The organism is Xenorhabdus stockiae, assembly GCF_002632825.1.
Taxonomy (GTDB): Bacteria; Pseudomonadota; Gammaproteobacteria; order Enterobacterales; family Enterobacteriaceae; genus Xenorhabdus; species Xenorhabdus stockiae.
The window spans coordinates 21,308-38,957 of sequence record NZ_NJAJ01000022.1 but is presented as its reverse complement, the minus strand read 5'-3'; the positions used below and the strand labels follow the sequence as shown (position 1 = coordinate 38,957).

Below are 17,650 nucleotides of genomic sequence, written 5' to 3'. Positions count from 1 at the left end.
AAAGCTGATCACATTTACGTAACAAATTACCCATTTTACCGAAAAGTACCTGCGGTTCTTCTGAAAGTCTCTTCAGATATTCTCCCTCAGTCGCTTCAATTAAATATATAAATCAACATTTATTTAACACTCAACCTCCCATTAAGATAACAAATCAGAATGGAAGGCTTCGGATGATGAGGTAGCTATGAAACCAGAAGATTTTCGTGCCGATAAAACACGTCCGTTAACCAGTAAAGAATATATGCAGTCACTACAGGATGGGCGGGAAATTTATATCTATGGTAAACGGGTCAAGGATGTGACGACGCATCCCGCTTTTCGCAATGCTGCTGCCTCTATCAGCCAATTATATGACGCTCTGCATGATCCAAAGACTCATGACATTCTCTGTTGGAATACTGATACCGGTAGCGGCGGATATACTCACAAATTCTTTCGTTTCGCAACCAGCCCAGATGACATCCGCCAGCAACGTGATGCCATTGCTGAATGGTCACGCCAGAGCTATGGCTGGATGGGTCGTACACCGGATTATAAAGCGGCATTTTGCTGTGCTTTAGGGGCTTATCCGGAGTTTTATGGGCAATTTTCCGATAATGCCCGCAGTTGGTATAAACGCATTCAGGAAAATGCGCTTTATTTTAACCATGCCATCGTCAACCCCCCGATTGATCGTCATAAACCCGCCGATCAGGTTAAAGATGTTTTTATCCAGATAGAAAAAGAAACGGATGCAGGAATTATTGTCAGCGGTGCCAAAGTCGTGGCAACCAATTCCGCCTTAACTCATTATAATTTTATCGGTTTCGGCTCAGCGCAGGTTATGGGTGATAACCCTGATTTTGCCCTGATGTTTGTCGCCCCAATGGATTCTGACGGCGTCAAATTAATCTCCCGAGCCTCCTATGAACTGACAGCAGGTGCGACCGGATCACCTTTTGATTACCCACTTTCCAGCCGGTTTGATGAAAATGATGCCATTCTGGTGATGGATAAAGTGTTAATTCCGTGGGAAAACGTGTTAATTTATCGTGACTTTGATCGCGCACGTAATTGGGCGGTTCAAAGTGGTTTTGCCCGTCTGTTTCCTATGCAGGCCTGTGTGCGTCTGGCCGTTAAACTGGACTTTATCACCGGATTACTGCAAAAGAGCCTGGAATGTACTGGCGTGGTGGATTTTAGGGGCGTTCAGGCTGATTTGGGTGAAGTCGTGGCGTGGCGCAATCTGTTCTGGTCGCTGACAGATGCAATGTGGGCAGAAGCAAAACCGTGGGAAGGTGGAGCCTACCTGCCAGACACTCAGGCAATACAGACTTATCGGGTCATGGCACCAATGGCTTATACAAAAATTAAAAATATCATTGAACGTAATGTCACCAGTGGATTAATTTATTTGCCATCCAGTGTACGAGATATGAATAACCCTGAAATCAGTCAGTACCTTGAAAAATATGTCAGGGGTTCAAATGGCATTGATCATGTTGAACGCATTAAAATTCTGAAACTAATGTGGGATGCCATTGGCAGTGAATTTGGTGGACGCCATGAATTGTATGAAATCAACTATGCTGGTAGTCAGGATGAAATTCGCCTGCAATGCCTGCGCCATGCGTATGGTTCTGGCAATATGAAAAAAATGACTGAGCTGGTGGATCAGTGTCTCTCTGATTATGATGTAAATGGCTGGGTAAGCCCCCACTTACACAACAACAATGATATTAATTTATTAGATACGCTACTGAAATAAATGAGTAGCAGGAGACTTATAATGTCTTTAGAAAATGAACATCGCTTGCTATTCAGAGATGCGATGGCAAGCCTTTCCGCGGCGGTGAATATTATCACAACCGATGGCCCGGCCGGGCGCTGCGGTATGACAGCGACGGCAGTATGCTCCGTAACGGATACTCCGCCGACTTTGATGGTGTGCATAAACCGTAACAGTGCAATGAATCAGGTATTTCAGGGTAATGGCCAGCTATGTGTCAATATCCTGAATCATGAGCAGGAATTGCTGGCCCGCCATTTTGCGGGTATGACTGAAGCCAGTATGGAAGAGCGCTTCAGCTGGGATATCTGGCACACAGGCTCATTAGGGCAACCCATGCTGAAAGGAACACTTGCCAGTCTGGAAGGAAGCATCGAACAGGTGCAGGAAATCGGCACACACAATGTTTACCTGGTCGAAATCAAACAGCTTCATGTTCTGGAAGAAGGCCACGGGCTGATCTACTTTAAGCGTGCTTTTCATCAGGTGATGAACAAAACTCTGGCTACCGCAGTTTGAAGTGAAGCTAAAAATTAAAATTAGGTATAAGGGCAAGGACGTAAAGCCCTTTACTTTCTCAACTGGCTCAACTGGCTTTTATCCGTTGTCTTTCAGGCAGTATCTTTGTTAGCTGGGCAAATGAATTCCCCGCTAATTTATCACTCTCATACCACCATGATTCAACTCAAAATTTATTAGGTATATAATCAAGGGGTCTCAACGTCATAGACATTCCGACAAGAGTCATTAATATACAGGTGGAATTTTGAATATTTCAGGCTTCATTCTTACGATATTACCTATCGCCTTATCCCCCGGAGCAAGTTTTACCCTCGGCATGACAAATGCTATTAACAGTGGAATAAAAGGCTTGCTTTCCATCATAACCGGGACAGCTTTAGGAATTTACACGCATGCATTACTGGTTGGTCTAGGTATTACCGGTATAGTGACAAAATATCCCCTTATTATGCATGCCATAAAAATCATCGGAACAATTTATCTAATCTATCTCTCTTGTATATTAATAAAAAACGGAATTTATTCCGGTAAAAAAATAACAGAAAAAGGGACGAAGGTTGCAACAATAAAAGACGCCTATATCGCCAACATTCTGAATATAAAAGCGATCCTACTCTACCTTACTGTAGTGCCTGGTTTTTTAACATCTGACTATATTAGTGTATTAAATTTTATTATTCTTGCTTCTATCCATATTATTATTACAACAATCTGGTTATTATCATTTGGTTATATTGTCATATTTGCTGCAAGAAAAATAAACTTCAGCATCGTAAGCCGGTTTGTTAATACCGTAGGTGGAGTTTGTTTATTATATTTTACTCTTGCTCCGTATATTCTATAGTGTCACTTCCGTGTTATATCACTATTGCCGTTAAAATGACCTCTTTGTTGGCAGCTCAATTCCCTTCCCTTCGCTAGAAAAACCGTTCCCGGTTTAGCAATTTCCTTCGATGATGCAACTCAAAATCCATTGGGCATAGCTGGTTTTCTGACTGAACCAACAATGATAAACCATCCCACGAACTGATTTATTATTTAATAAATATGATAAATTATATAAAACGTGTAGTTTTATGTAGCTCTATTTAATACAGAAACAAACAAAAAAACTAAATACATAACATAAACTTAATATATTGATATTAGTGTTCAAAACTTTCCGCGTACACCTTTTGAGTAGTCACTTTAACCATCAGAATGGAGAACAAAGAGCAAACAAACATCAAATCGCTTTATTTACGAACACTTAAACCATTAATAAGTGATTTCTCCTATTAATTTAGTGAATATTCTGTCAAATCTGGTATTAATTTTTGCATTAGTGTGATCAACCACTGAGAAGATATTATGCCAGTATATTAACCTCCCGCGCTTTCGATCACTCTGAATAATTAAACAAAAACACAACCCGTGCAATACATTATGTTACTTTTATGTTAACAACAGTATAAACTCTGGATGTATTGTCCATTGGTATGACAACTAACAGAGGCAATTACTATGAATAAAACCGCTCCAGTCGGTTTATGGGATCAACCGAAGCCCTTTTTCATGATTTTTTTTGTAGAATTATGGGAAAGATTTGGCTACTACGGCGTTCAAGGCATTCTCGCTGTTTACTTCGTTAAACAGCTTGGTTTTTCAGAAACACAGGCATTTATTACCTTTGGTGCATTTACTGCGCTGGTTTATGGTTTGATTTCCATCGGTGGTTATGTAGGAGACCACTTGCTGGGAACAAAACGAACCATCATTCTGGGTGCTATTATACTGGCAATAGGCTACTTTCTGATTGGCCTTTCCATTATGGAACCAGAACTGATTTTTTATGCTTTGGGAACTGTCGCGGTTGGTAATGGTCTGTTCAAAGCTAACCCCGCAAGCCTGCTGGCTAAGTGCTACCAGCCACAAGATCCACGTTTAGATGGTGCTTTTACACTATTCTATATGTCCATCAATCTTGGTTCTCTGGTTTCTCTTTCTCTCGCTCCCGTTATTGCTGAAAAATATGGCTATGCTGTTACCTATAATATCTGTGGTATCGGCCTGATTATCGCTCTGTTGGTTTACATCGCCTGTCGCCGTATGGTACATGACATCGGTTCTGAGCCAGACCATGCTCCTCTTAACTACATAACCCTATTTTTAGTTTTACTCGGCTCAGCAGGGATGGTAGGGGTCTGTGCGTGGCTATTGCACAATATTGATATTGCTAATCTCGTTCTTATGGCAATTTCAGCTATCGTTGTGGTGATTTTCTTCTGGCAGGCATTCAAACAGGATAAAGTCGGCCGCAATAAAATGTTTGTGGCATTTATCCTGATGATTCAGGCTATTGTGTTCTTTATGCTGTACAACCAAATGCCAACCTCCCTCAACTTCTTTGCCATCAACAATGTTAATACCCAAATCTTCGGTTTTAATATTAACCCCATCAGCTTTCAGGCTCTGAACCCATTCTGGATCATCGTCGCCAGCCCGATTCTGGCTGTGCTTTACACCCGTCTGGGAGCAAAAGGCAAAGATTTTTCTATGCCAACGAAGTTTACCGTCGGTATGTTCCTGTGCTCTCTTGGCTTTCTGACGGCAGCCGCTGCCGGCCTGTTCGCCGATGAACATGGCATGACTTCACCGTGGTTTATCGTACTGGTTTACCTGTTCCAGAGTATCGGGGAGTTGATGATCAGTGCATTAGGGCTGGCAATGGTTGCTGCGTTTGTTCCCAGCTATCTGACAGGGTTTATTCTGGGTATGTGGTTCTTATCTCAGGCTGCTGCATCAGTACTGGGAAGCTATATAGCAACATTCACTGCCGCACCAGAAGGTGTTACTGACCCTCTGCAAACGCTGCCGATATATACGGGCGTATTCGGTAAAATAGGTATTGCCACTCTCATTGTTGCCGTGGTTATGGCTTTCATGGTGCCGTGGCTGAACCGTATTATGAAAGATGGCGCAAGAGCCTAACTGATTTGATCCGGTTTCATTAAAAAAAATTCCCGCCCGTTAATCATGAAAATAACGGGCGGGAACTAAGAAACGTTAATCGACTAAAGCGACTTTAATCCATGCCAATCAGTATGGAAATTACAGCACATCAACCGCATTCAGTTCTTTGAAAGCCTGTTCCAGACGAACTTCCATTGAAACCTGACCAGCACGCAACCACACACGTGGATCATAGAATTTCTTATTAGGTTTATCCGCGCCTTCCGGGTTACCCAATTGACCTTGCAGATAACCTTCATTCTTCTTGTAGTAGTTCAGAATACCTTCCCAAGTAGCCCATTGGGTATCAGTGTCAATATTCATTTTAACTACGCCGTAGCTGACAGCTTCCTGAATCTCTTCTGCGGTAGAACCAGAACCACCGTGGAAAACAAAATCCAGACTATTGTGTGGCAGGTTGAATTTCTCTGAAACATAGTCCTGAGAATTACGCAGAATTTTTGGCGTCAGTTTAACGTTACCCGGTTTGTATACACCGTGAACGTTACCGAAAGAGGCCGCAATGGTAAAACGTGGGCTAATCGCGTTCAGTTTTTCATACGCATAAGCTACATCTTCTGGCTGAGTGTACAAAGAGGAGCTATCCAGATGGCTGTTATCAACACCATCTTCTTCACCACCCGTACAACCCAATTCGATTTCCAGCGTCATGTCAATTTTCGCCATACGCGCCAGATACTGGCTGCAAATCTCGATATTTTCTTCCAGAGATTCTTCTGACAGATCAATCATATGGGAAGAGAACAGAGGCTTGCCTGTCTGAGCATAGTGTTTCTCACCCGCGTCTAACAGACCATCAATCCACGGCAGCAATTTGCGTGCACAGTGGTCAGTATGCAGGATCACCGGCACACCATAATGCTCTGCCATCTGATGCACATGATAAGCACCAGAAATTGCACCCAGAATTGCTGCCTGCTGACCTTCCACTTTCAGGCCTTTACCTGCTACAAATGCTGCACCGCCATTGGAAAACTGGATGATTACCGGAGCACGTACTTTTGCCGCTGTTTCTAACACAGCATTGATAGAATCAGTACCGACACAGTTAACTGCCGGTAAGGCAAAATTATGTTCTTTTGCGATGGCAAAGACTTTTTGAACATCATCACCAGTGATGACACCCGGTTTTACGAAATCAAAAATTTTAGACATGTTACGTGGTCCTGTATTGACATTGAGCAGGCAGTATTTACTGCCTGCTATCACAACGAGTTACTTAACTTAGTTACTGTTAGCACGTTCTTCCAGCATCACAACGGCGGGGAGTTTTTTGCCTTCAACAAACTCAAGGAAAGCACCACCACCTGTAGAGATGTAAGAGATTTTGTCAGCAATCTCAAAAAGATCGATTGCCGCTAAAGTATCACCGCCACCTGCAATTGAGAAAGCATCGCTCTCTGCAATCGCACGGGCAATAATTTCGGTTCCTTTGCGGAAATTCGGGAATTCAAATACACCAACCGGGCCATTCCAGAGAATGGTTTTTGCACCTTGCAGGATTTCAGCCAGACGTTCAGCAGAAGCATCACCCAAATCGAGGATCTGCTCTTCATCTTTAATTTCACTGGTTGATTTCAACGTGGCTTCAGCTGTTTCAGAGAACTCTGTCGCAACACGAACATCCGTAGGTACCGGAATATCACAGCATTCCAGCAGTTTTTTCGCTTCCGGGATCAAATCATCTTCGTACAGGGAACGACCAACATTGTGGCCTTCAGCAGCAACAAAAGTATTGGCAATTCCACCACCAACGATAAGCTGATCAGCAATTTTGGACAGTGAATCAAGAACAGTCAGTTTAGTAGAAACTTTAGAGCCACCCACAATCGCGACCATTGGGCGAGCAGGGTTATGTAATGCTTTCCCCAAAGCTTCCAGTTCACCGGATAACAATGGACCTGCACAGGCAATTGGCGCAAATTTAGCAACGCCGTGAGTTGAAGCCTGAGCACGATGGGCTGTACCAAAAGCATCCATGACATAAACATCACACAATGCGGCATACTGTTTTGATAATGTTTCGTCGTCTTTTTTCTCACCTTTGTTAAAGCGAACGTTCTCCAGAACAACTAATTCGCCTTCCGCCACTTCAACGCCATTCAGATAATTTTTTTCCAGGCGGACAGGAGAAGAAAGTGCTGCTTTCAGGTAATCAACGACAGGTTGTAGTGAAAACTCTTCGTTGTACTCTCCCTCAGTCGGGCGTCCCAGGTGAGAAGTAACCATGACTTTGGCTCCCTGACTCAGCGCAGCCTCGATCGTCGGCAAAGACGCACGAATACGTGCATCTGAGGTAACTTTGCCATCTTTTACAGGCACATTCAGATCAGCCCGGATCAGAACTCGTTTACCCGCCAGATCTAAATCAGTCATCTTAATTACAGACATGGTGAATCCTCTCATTGATTCTCTATAAAATTACTCAATCCCCTGCTGTATGCCATTTGTTCAATCATATTTAATTTAATAACATCTGATCTCACAAAATCCGACACAATATTATCGATACAACAGACGATTTATTTGAAACCCGTTTATTTGAAACCTTTAGAAGCCATTGCCAGCGTTGTGTCAAGCATACGATTGGCAAAGCCCCACTCATTATCACACCAAACAAGTGTTTTAATCAGGTGGTTTCCGCTCACTCTTGTTTGTGTGCCATCCACGATGGCGCTGTGAGGGTCGTGGTTAAAATCCGTTGAGACCAACGGCAAATCGGTGAAATCCACTATACCACGAAACGAACTCACTGCTGATTTTTGCAGTAGTTGGTTTACCTCACTGACATTAACGGCAGCACTGACTGTAACACTCAAATCAATCGCAGTGACGTTGATGGTAGGAACCCGTACAGAAATAGCTTCAAACCGGTTACTGAATTTGGGAAAGATACGAGTGATCCCCGCGGCCAGTTTGGTATCGACAGGTATAATCGACTGGCTGGCTGCCCGGGTTCGACGCAGGTCACTGTGATAGGCATCAATCACTGGTTGATCATTCATGGATGCGTGGATTGTTGTCACCGTTCCTGATTCAATATTGAACGCATCATCCAACACCTTAATAATCGGGATAATGCAATTTGTCGTACAGGATGCATTCGAAACTATGCAATCTTCCGCAGACAACAGTTCATGATTCACACCGTATACCACAGTCGCATCCAGATCGTTTCCTCCCGGATGGGCAAACAGTACTTTTTTAGCACCACTAGCGAGATGGGCTTCCCCATCGGCGCGTTCACCATACTGACCGGTACAATCGAGTACAATATCAATACCCAGTTCTTTCCACGGTAAAGCCGAAATATCGGGTTGATGAAACAGCCGGATACTGTCATCCCCCACATGCAAGACTGTATTATTCAAACCTATCTTGTTCAGGCACACATCCCATGCAAAACGCCCATGGCTGGAATCATATTTCAATAAGTGAGCGATACCTTCTGCATCAGCCAACTCATTGATGGCGATAACTTCAATTTCAGCCCGACGCCCGGATTCGTAGAGCGCACGCAGGACACTGCGGCCTATTCTCCCAAACCCGTTAATCGCTACCCTGATTGTCATGTTACTCCCTGAATTTCTCTGTTGTCACGCAACGGCTTAGGATAACTGAGCAGGTGCAAATTGTACGGATGATTCATCATAAAATTAATCAGATTGTGACAGACAAGACATTTTGCATGCGATAACTGAAACGGTTCAGCTAATTATAAGGGAAGACTACGAGAAAAAAGGGCTAATAGCAAGGATCGTTAATAGCATAACAAAAGCATTTTGAACAAAAAAAGAGCGCATCGGATCAAAGTTTGATGCAGATGCGCTTAATTCCCTTCATCTTTCAAGTTGCCTCTTTGTAGGCTTCGCCTAGAAGCAACCCGAAATCCATTGAAGGTATACTGTTATTTCAGCAGTGCTGCCGCTTTCGCGACGACATTTTCAACCGTAAAACCAAACTCTTTGAACAGTGCGTCAGCCGGTGCTGATTCACCAAAGCTGTTCATACCAACGATAGCACCATTGATACCAACATATTTGAACCAGTAATCAGCAATGCCTGCTTCAACCGCAACACGCGCGGAAACGGCGGCAGGAAGTACGGCTTCACGATATGCTGCATCTTGTTTGTCGAATGCATCAGTAGATGGCATGGAAACAACGCGGATTTTACGGCCTTCTGCACTCAGTTGATCAGCGGCTTTCACTGCCAGTTCAACTTCAGAGCCAGTTGCGATCAGGATCAATTCAGGCTGACCTGCGCAATCTTTCAGAATGTAAGCACCTTTCTCAATGTTGGCCAGCTGTTCAGCCGTGCGCTCCTGCTGTGCCAGATTCTGGCGGGAGAAGATCAGAGAAGTCGGGCCATCCTTACGCTCAATCGCATATTTCCATGCAACCGCAGATTCCACCTGATCACATGGACGCCATGTGCTCATATTTGGTGTGACACGCAAGCTGGCAATCTGCTCAACAGGCTGATGGGTCGGGCCATCTTCACCCAGGCCGATAGAGTCATGGGTATATACAAAGATGCTACGGATTTTCATCAGCGCAGCCATACGCACTGCATTACGGGCATACTCAACAAACATCAGGAATGTCGCACCATAAGGCACAAAACCACCATGCAGAGCGATACCGTTCATGATGGCAGACATACCGAATTCACGAACACCGTAATGAATGTAGTTACCGTCCTGAACTTCGTTCAGAGGCTTGGAGCCAGACCACATAGTCAGGTTACTTGGTGCCAGGTCAGCAGAACCACCCATGAATTCAGGCAGAACCTTACCAAATGCTTCCAGAGCATTTTGTGACGCTTTACGGCTGGCAATAGAAGCTGGATTCTGTTGCAGGTTTTCAATAAATGCCTTGGATTCTGCTTCCCAGTTTTCTGGCAGTTCACCGCTGGTACGACGGCTGAATTCTGCTGCCAGTTCAGGATGTGCTTCAGCATAAGCGGCAAATTTTGCATCCCATGCACTTTCTTTTGCTTTACCGGCTTCTTTCGCATCCCAGCCAGCGTAAATATCCTGAGGAATTTCAAAAGCAGGGTGTTCCCAGCCCAGTGCTTTGCGGGTTGCTTCGATTTCAGCATCTCCCAATGGCGCACCGTGACACTCTTCTTTACCTGCTTTGTTTGGCGAACCAAAACCAATGACAGTTTTGCACATTAACAGAGATGGTTTGCCTGTTTCTTTACGTGCTTCTTCGATTGCTGCTGTAATTGCGTCAGAATCATGGCCATCTACACCACGAATAACATGCCAGCCATATGCTTCAAAGCGGGCAGCAGTATCATCAGTGAACCAGCCTTCAACTTCACCATCAATAGAGATGCCATTGTCATCATAGAAAGCAATCAGCTTGCCCAGCTTCAGTGTACCCGCCAAAGAGCAAACTTCATGGGAAATGCCTTCCATCATACAACCGTCGCCCATGAATACATAAGTATGGTGATCGACGATATCGTGGCCCGGACGGTTAAACTGTGCTGCCAGTGTGCGTTCTGCGATTGCGAAACCAACTGCATTAGCAATACCCTGCCCCAGTGGGCCGGTTGTTGTTTCTACACCCGCTGTATAGCCATATTCAGGGTGACCCGGGGTTTTGGAATGCAGTTGACGGAAATTTTTCAGATCGTCGATGGAAACATCGTAACCAGTCAGGTGCAACAAGCTGTAAATCAGCATAGAACCGTGGCCATTGGACAATACAAAACGGTCACGATCGGCCCAGTGAGGATTGACAGGGTTATGGTTCAGATAGTCGCGCCACAGAACTTCAGCAATGTCAGCCATTCCCATCGGTGCACCAGGATGCCCTGATTTTGCTTTCTGCACAGCATCCATGCTCAAGAAGCGGATAGCATTAGCAAGGGTTTTACGAGTGGTCATTCTTTACTCCAAGTCGGATAAAAGCGTTAGTGAACTAGAACTAATTTTCGCAGCGCAGCATACAAACCGCAATCATTAATGCCATATAAACGAAAACTATCTTAATTTCCGTTTAGCATCAATTCTTTGATTTATCCCGCCGTTTTGACGTATTTTCAAGTGAATACACCTATACACTTCGTCTTTCAAGTTGCCTCTTTGTTGGCTACGCTCGTTCACCCCAGTCACATAGTTATCTATGCTCCCGGGGATTTACTCCCTTGCCGCCGCGACGCATCTTGAAATCCATTGTGTATAACCGGAGGTTAGTTTGCGCAAATTCAGAGTGATTTCACCTCGTGATTTGCGCAATAAGAAACCATGTATTAGACACGATAATTAATGAACGAATCAAGATCGGAAAAGCCTGTTTTTCTGCTGATTTGGAGCATGATAGCAAGCCAGCTATGATAATTTCCTCTGACTAAAAATACTTTGTGATCCAAATAACAATTTGATGCAGGTAACTGTCTAATTTAAAGAACGATAGATGTCATAATTTTCATCATCGAAACAAATGAGGTTCACCTGTAATATATTTTGATTATCAAACAGACGGGAGTGAATCACTTCCAAAGCAATTTCTGCTGCCAGTTTTTTTGGAAAACGGTAAATGCCTGTGCTGATATTGGGGAAAGAAACTGTCTCAATATTGTATTGCTCAATAAGATCAAAACAGCTTACATAGGCCTTTTTCAATAATTCAGGTTCATTATCGGTTCCCCCGTTCCAGCAAGGGCCGACTGTATGGATCACATACTTTGCCGGTAAATTCCCTGCTCCGGTGATAACCGCATCCCCAATATCACAACCCCCCTGCTTTGCCCTAATTTGCATGCACTCTTCCAGAATGGCCTTTCCACCAGCCCGATGAATAGCACCATCAACGCCTCCCCCCCCCAACAAAGAGCTATTCGCCGCGTTAACAATCGCTTCAACAGCAATTTTGGTGATATCGCCATGTATTATTTTAATTCTGTTTTTCATTTCGTTATTCCTTCTTACATTTTCTTATGTGCAGAATAGATTTACTTATATAGTGTTTAATCGTTACTCATTCTGGACTTAACAATAAATGTTAAAAAACAACCCTCCGTTGAATTCAATGTCAGTTACGAATATCACGCTATTAAACTCCATCAATACTAAATGCCATGAACTAATCAAATTACTGAATAACTGTGTCGAAAATGGTGCATCTATCGGCTTTATTTCACCATTGGAAGTCAATGAAGCAGAGCAATACTGGCAAGATGTCGAAACAGATGTTGTATCTGGTCATCGCTTGCTATTAGTGGCAATGGAAGGTGACAAAATCGCGGGTTCGGTACAACTTAGCCTTTGCAGAAAAAAGAATGGGAAACATCGAGCTGATGTAGAAAAACTAATGGTACACACAGCCTATCGCCGGCGTGGAATTGGCAATATGTTAATGGAAGAACTGGAATGTGTGGCAAAGCAGCATCAACGTAGTTTGCTGGTACTGGATACCCGCACAAATGATCCCGCCTCTGCCCTTTATCAGAAATGTGGCTTTGTTGAAGCCGGGCAAATACCAAATTATTCCATTAATTCGAATGGCGAACTTTCAGGAACAACCTATTTCTATAAAATGATTTGAGATTTTTGACGATCAGAAAAACGAAAAAGCCCCGAGTTTAAAACTCAGGGCTTATAAATTCTGGCGGTGCGGACGGGACTCGAACCCGCGACCCCCGGCGTGACAGGCCGGTATTCTAACCAACTGAACTACCGCACCGCTATGGTGTTCTGGTTTAGAACGGGGTGGATAATACGAACTCCGGCACAATACGTCAATCGATTTTTATAATAAAATAGCGTGCTTGGATAATTTTTCACCTTAATGGTAAATTTATTGTCATCTAGTACCGTTCCCATCAGTGTAATTGTTCAGGTTTTGTCCTCCACAGGCAACTACCCCCTTTCTTCTCTACTAAATCTAAACGGGATTCATGCTGAAGCAATTCCTCATCAGAGGCGTAAATTATTTTCAGCCCAGCCTGTGGGCGGGTAATTTTTTGAATTTCCGCAACCTGTGCATTGTTGGATGTTTCCCCTTCCATCGAAAAAGCCAGCGATGTCTGACCACCAGTCATTGCCAGATAGACATCAGCCAAAATCTCGGCATCGAGTAATGCCCCATGGAGAGTTCGTTTGGCGTTATCAATATGGTAACGATCACACAGCGCATCAAGGTTATTACGCTTACCGGGGAAAAGCTTCCTTGCCATCGTCAGGCTATCGGTAATGGTACAAAATTCAGCAGTTGGCGGGATGCCTCGATTAAGTTTGCTGAATTCATAATCCATAAAACCGATATCAAACGTTGCGTTATGAATGATCAACTCAGCGCCACGGATAAATTCAATAAATTCATCGGCTATATCAGCAAATACGGGTTTACCCTGTAAAAATTCATCGCTAATACCATGTACTTCAAATGCTTCCGGATCAACCAGACGATCCGGCTTAATATAAATGTGAAAATGACGCCCTGTCAGACGACGGTTAATCACTTCCACCGCGCCGACTTCAATGATGTTATGCCCCTCGTAGTGAACTCCCAGTTTATTCATACCGGTTGTTTCAGTATCAAGGACGATTTGACGGGTAATTGCAGTGCTCATAGTGTTTTTTTGTGTCAGACTTAGAGTTTTGAATAAAGATGATATAGGAAGAGTCTACCAAATATGAATAAACAGGTAGAAATTTTCACCGATGGTTCCTGCCTCGGTAATCCGGGTCCCGGCGGATATGGTGTTTTACTTCGTTATAAACAAAAGGAAAAAACCTTAAATGAAGGTTATTTCCGTACAACCAACAACCGGATGGAGCTGATGGCCGCTATTGCCGCGCTGGAAGCACTTAAAGAGCCATGCTCAATCATTCTTACCACTGACAGCCAATATGTTCGTCAGGGAATTACCCAGTGGATACATAACTGGAAAAAACGGGGCTGGAAAAAAGCAGATAAATCCCCGGTGATCAATGTTGATCTGTGGCAACGGCTGGATAAAGCCATTTCTCCCCACGAAATCGAATGGCATTGGGTCAAGGGGCATACCGGTCATCGTGAAAACGAATTGTGTGATGAACTCGCTCGTACAGCGGCTAACGCCCCGACCCAAACCGACAGTGGCTATATTGAATAAAGCCACGCACTTCGTCTTTCAAAAGCTAATCGCGCTGATGAGAATTTTTCACTACTCCCAGTGCATTACTGAATTTCGGTTTCAACAATCTTGCCCGCATGGGATTGAGAGTCAGTGGTATTGTCCGCTTGCGGGCAATAATCACATTCAGGCAACCAAATATTGATGACGAAGGTTCATGCGCATTATTGGCACTCTTCCACGGTAAAACATGGAAGTTAGCATGATGAAGCACTTCATAGTTCAGCAAGCGAAGCCAATCCAGCTGACGCAGTCTGGAAAACATTTGGGTTCGATAAAGCCGCTTGCGGCATACAACTGAAATAGGTTTTCTCAAACCCAACAGGCTGATCGGATTAAATCCAGAGATAATGAGCCAGCCATCATCAATCATGATCCTATCCACTTCTCTAAGCAGCCAGTGAGGATCAACACTATACGTCAGCATATGTGCCAGTAAACAGGCATCAACCGACTTAGCCTCAAAAGGGAGGTAATGAGGATCGGCAATCACATTCATGCTTTCGCCTTTCAGTCCCACATTAACCTGATGGCTGATTAAGCACGAGCGGCTGTCAATTTCTACACTTAAATTACCGACTTTCACTAAATGAAAACCAAAAATTTTCGGCCACCACGGTTCCAATTGATGTTCCAAAGCGACACGGTAATACTCACCCCATGGTAATTCAGCCCAGGAAGCAGGCAGGGTTATTTGTTTGATTGCACGTGCTGATTGCATGTCATCTTCCTTCCAACCTACTATACTCTCCGTCTTTCAAGTTGCCTCTTTGTTGATGGCGCTCACTTGCCTCCACGACGCATCTTGAAACCCATTAAGAATAAAATCGATTGCTAAACGAGGCATATCATGAAGCTTATCAGGCTCCCGGCCCTTTCAGATAACTACATTTGGTTACTTTGTGACGAGAACAAGCATTGTGTCATTATCGATCCCGCTGAATCACAACCTGTTATGGATACTTTAGCAGCTAACCAACTTATTCCCATCGCTATCCTGTTGACACACCATCACCACGATCACGTTGGCGGTGTTGCTGGACTACTTAAGCAATATCCAACATTACCTGTGTATGGCCCGGAAGAGACCCAAAGTAAAGGGGCAACTCACATTGTTCATGAAAATGATCTTATTGTGACAGGTAATTTTTCTTTTCAGGTTCTTGCTCTACCGGGTCATACCCTTGGACATATTGCTTTCTATCAGGCCCCTTATCTATTTTGTGGAGATACCTTGTTTTCAGCAGGTTGTGGCAGACTCTTCGAAGGTACCGCTGAACAGATGTTTTCTTCCCTTGAGAAAATTGCCTTGCTGCCTGATGAAACGTTGATCTGCTGCGCCCATGAGTATACTGCCGCGAATATGAAATTTGCGCTGGCTGTATTACCTGAAAATCAGGCTATTAGCGATTATTATAAGAAAATTATCGAGTTACGTGGAAAAGATCAGGCAACAGTTCCTACCACATTGAAAATAGAGAAGAAAATTAACGTTTTTCTAAATTGTCACGATATTGATTTACAAAAAAATATCGGTATTAAACCTAATTCAATACCACTTTCTTCTGTTTTTCAGCAATTAAGGGCCTATAAAGATCGATTTTGACTTTTTCGGGTTGTCTTCTGTGTAATAGGTCAGTATGATTGCTCACCTTTTAGGCAAACATCAAAGCAGAATATGAAGACAAAAGCGATCCTATTCGCATCTGTCTTGCTTGCCGGGTGTCAGTCGGGGCTACAACCAAAGTCTCCTTCCCAGCAGCATACACAGAAGATGTCTTCGACGAATCAGAAAACAATCGGTATTGCAGAACCCGAGGAGACTGCAAACTGGAAGGAGAGTCCGACAGCTCAACAAGATTTGTGGGGACATATCCGTGATGAGTTGAAGATGGAAATTCCTGATAATAACAGGGTGCGTGAACAGCAGAATTATTACCTGAAACACAAGAGTTATCTCCAAAATGTGGCGTTACGCTCGGAACCATATATGTATTGGATCGTTGAGCAGATTGATCAGCGAAATATGCCTATGGAAGTGGCCTTGCTTCCCATAGTGGAGAGTGCTTTTAATCCTCATGCGACATCTTACGCCAACGCGGTTGGCTTATGGCAGATTATTCCCAGCACAGGCCGGCATTATGGTCTGACGCAGGATAAATGGTACGATGCACGTCGTGATGTTGCGGCATCTACAACTGCTGCCCTGAATATGCTTGAGCGTTTGAATGTACGTTTTAACGGGGATTGGTTACTCACTATAGCCGCTTATAACAGTGGTGAAGGCCGCGTTGCACGGGCAATCAGAGAAAATCAGTCTAAGGGGAAACCAACAGATTTTTGGTCATTGGAATTGCCACGTGAAACGATGCATTACGTTCCTAAGATACTGGCACTCAGTAATGTCATTCGTCAAAACGAAAAATATAGCTTTACACTACCGAAACCCAATATTCAGCAGGCACTTGCCAAAGTTGAGGTAGGGCAGCAAATCACGCTATCACAGGCTGCTGAGTTGTCCGGGCTTTCCCTGACCTCCATGAAAGCTTATAACCCCGGCTATAAGCAGGGCATGACCTCTCCTCATGGGCCGCATTACATTATGTTGCCAAAGGAGAATGCTGGTCAGCTTAAACACTCACTGGCAGATAAAAGTGTTTTGAAAGAGATTAGGCTGGCCGTTGCGAAAAATCTTCGTCAGTTACATCAACAAAGCCATTACACCGTTCGTTCAGGTGATACCTTATCTGCGATTGCAAAACGCTTTAAGACATCTCACCATCAACTACAGAAATTGAACGGTCTGAAGACCGCTGACAGGCTCAAAATCGGGCAGGTTCTGAAGGTGAATATCAGTGAACCGATTAAATATCAGGTTCGCAAAGGGGATTCTTTTACCAGCATTGCTAAGCGGCATGGTGTGAATCTTAATGATCTGATGAACTGGAATAAGGGCATCAAGCTCAAAGATATGAAACCGGGTCTGGCGCTGACGCTGTATCTGAACTGATTTCATTTCCAATATATATCGGATAAATATCGCTCTCTGATCGAAAGGCAGGGAGCGATTCTTTTTTGAGATATATACACTTCGTCTTTCAAGTTGCCTCTTTGTTGGCTGCGCTCGCTCACCCCAGTCACCGTTTTTATAAACAGACGGTTATCTATGCTCCCGGGGATTTACTCCCTTGCCGCCGCGACGCATCTTGA

Annotated in this window: 15 protein-coding genes and 1 tRNA gene; 8 read left to right on the top strand and 8 right to left on the bottom strand. The window is 43.9% G+C overall.

The window, feature by feature from the left end; all coding sequences use genetic code 11:
- The first annotated feature begins 187 nt into the window (after nt 1-187).
- The 4 genes from hpaB (at nt 188) to dtpB (ending at nt 5,263) form a co-directional block, all read left to right on the top strand.
- A complete protein-coding gene (gene hpaB, locus Xsto_RS12450; protein ID WP_099125255.1) occupies nt 188-1,750 on the top strand; it encodes a 4-hydroxyphenylacetate 3-monooxygenase, oxygenase component in 1,563 nt (520 codons plus the stop codon).
- 21 nt (nt 1,751-1,771) lie between these two features.
- Entirely contained in the window at nt 1,772-2,290 is a 519-nt protein-coding gene (hpaC, locus tag Xsto_RS12445) for a 4-hydroxyphenylacetate 3-monooxygenase, reductase component (protein WP_099110478.1), read from the top strand.
- A gap of 247 nt (nt 2,291-2,537) precedes the next feature.
- Nucleotides 2,538-3,137: a LysE family translocator gene (locus Xsto_RS12440; RefSeq protein ID WP_099125254.1), complete on the top strand. Its 600-nt coding sequence runs from the start codon at nt 2,538-2,540 to the stop codon at nt 3,135-3,137.
- Between the two features lie 659 nt (nt 3,138-3,796).
- Nucleotides 3,797-5,263: a dipeptide/tripeptide permease DtpB gene (dtpB, locus tag Xsto_RS12435; RefSeq protein WP_099110476.1), complete on the top strand. Its 1,467-nt coding sequence runs from the start codon at nt 3,797-3,799 to the stop codon at nt 5,261-5,263.
- A gap of 120 nt (nt 5,264-5,383) precedes the next feature.
- On the opposite strand, the gene fbaA is transcribed toward dtpB, so the two are convergent.
- The 5 genes from fbaA to Xsto_RS12410 form a co-directional block, all read right to left on the bottom strand.
- On the bottom strand, nt 5,384-6,460 hold the full coding sequence (gene fbaA / locus Xsto_RS12430) for a class II fructose-bisphosphate aldolase (RefSeq protein WP_099110475.1): 1,077 nt from the start codon (nt 6,458-6,460) through the stop codon (nt 5,384-5,386).
- A 69-nt stretch (nt 6,461-6,529) separates the two neighbouring features.
- Entirely contained in the window at nt 6,530-7,696 is a 1,167-nt protein-coding gene (gene pgk / locus Xsto_RS12425) for a phosphoglycerate kinase (protein ID WP_099121438.1), read from the bottom strand.
- A gap of 146 nt (nt 7,697-7,842) precedes the next feature.
- Entirely contained in the window at nt 7,843-8,877 is a 1,035-nt protein-coding gene (gene epd / locus Xsto_RS12420; RefSeq protein WP_099110472.1) for an erythrose-4-phosphate dehydrogenase, read from the bottom strand.
- A 335-nt stretch (nt 8,878-9,212) separates the two neighbouring features.
- Complete coding sequence (gene tkt / locus Xsto_RS12415; RefSeq protein ID WP_099110471.1) at nt 9,213-11,207, bottom strand: transketolase; 1,995 nt, start codon at nt 11,205-11,207, stop codon at nt 9,213-9,215.
- Nucleotides 11,208-11,717: 510 nt separating this feature from the next.
- Entirely contained in the window at nt 11,718-12,233 is a 516-nt protein-coding gene (locus Xsto_RS12410; RefSeq protein WP_099125253.1) for an O-acetyl-ADP-ribose deacetylase, read from the bottom strand.
- Between the two features lie 118 nt (nt 12,234-12,351).
- Between Xsto_RS12410 and Xsto_RS12405 the strand changes: the two genes are divergently transcribed.
- Entirely contained in the window at nt 12,352-12,867 is a 516-nt protein-coding gene (locus Xsto_RS12405; RefSeq protein WP_099110515.1) for a GNAT family N-acetyltransferase, read from the top strand.
- Nucleotides 12,868-12,928: 61 nt separating this feature from the next.
- Here the strand turns inward: Xsto_RS12405 and Xsto_RS12400 are convergent.
- A tRNA-Asp gene (locus tag Xsto_RS12400) sits at nt 12,929-13,005 on the bottom strand.
- A gap of 139 nt (nt 13,006-13,144) precedes the next feature.
- On the bottom strand, nt 13,145-13,894 hold the full coding sequence (dnaQ, locus tag Xsto_RS12395; RefSeq protein ID WP_099125252.1) for a DNA polymerase III subunit epsilon: 750 nt from the start codon (nt 13,892-13,894) through the stop codon (nt 13,145-13,147).
- Between the two features lie 63 nt (nt 13,895-13,957).
- Between dnaQ and rnhA the strand changes: the two genes are divergently transcribed.
- Nucleotides 13,958-14,419: a ribonuclease HI gene (rnhA, locus tag Xsto_RS12390; protein ID WP_099110468.1), complete on the top strand. Its 462-nt coding sequence runs from the start codon at nt 13,958-13,960 to the stop codon at nt 14,417-14,419.
- A gap of 25 nt (nt 14,420-14,444) precedes the next feature.
- On the opposite strand, the gene Xsto_RS12385 is transcribed toward rnhA, so the two are convergent.
- Nucleotides 14,445-15,161 carry a methyltransferase domain-containing protein gene (locus Xsto_RS12385; protein WP_099110467.1) on the bottom strand — a complete coding sequence of 239 codons (717 nt, stop codon included), beginning with the start codon at nt 15,159-15,161 and terminating at the stop codon, nt 14,445-14,447.
- Between the two features lie 129 nt (nt 15,162-15,290).
- Here Xsto_RS12385 and gloB point away from each other — a divergent pair, with 129 nt between their 5' ends.
- Nucleotides 15,291-16,046: a hydroxyacylglutathione hydrolase gene (gene gloB / locus Xsto_RS12380; RefSeq protein ID WP_099125251.1), complete on the top strand. Its 756-nt coding sequence runs from the start codon at nt 15,291-15,293 to the stop codon at nt 16,044-16,046.
- 72 nt (nt 16,047-16,118) lie between these two features.
- Entirely contained in the window at nt 16,119-17,450 is a 1,332-nt protein-coding gene (gene mltD / locus Xsto_RS12375) for a murein transglycosylase D (RefSeq protein WP_099125250.1), read from the top strand.
- Nucleotides 17,451-17,650: the final 200 nt, after the last annotated feature.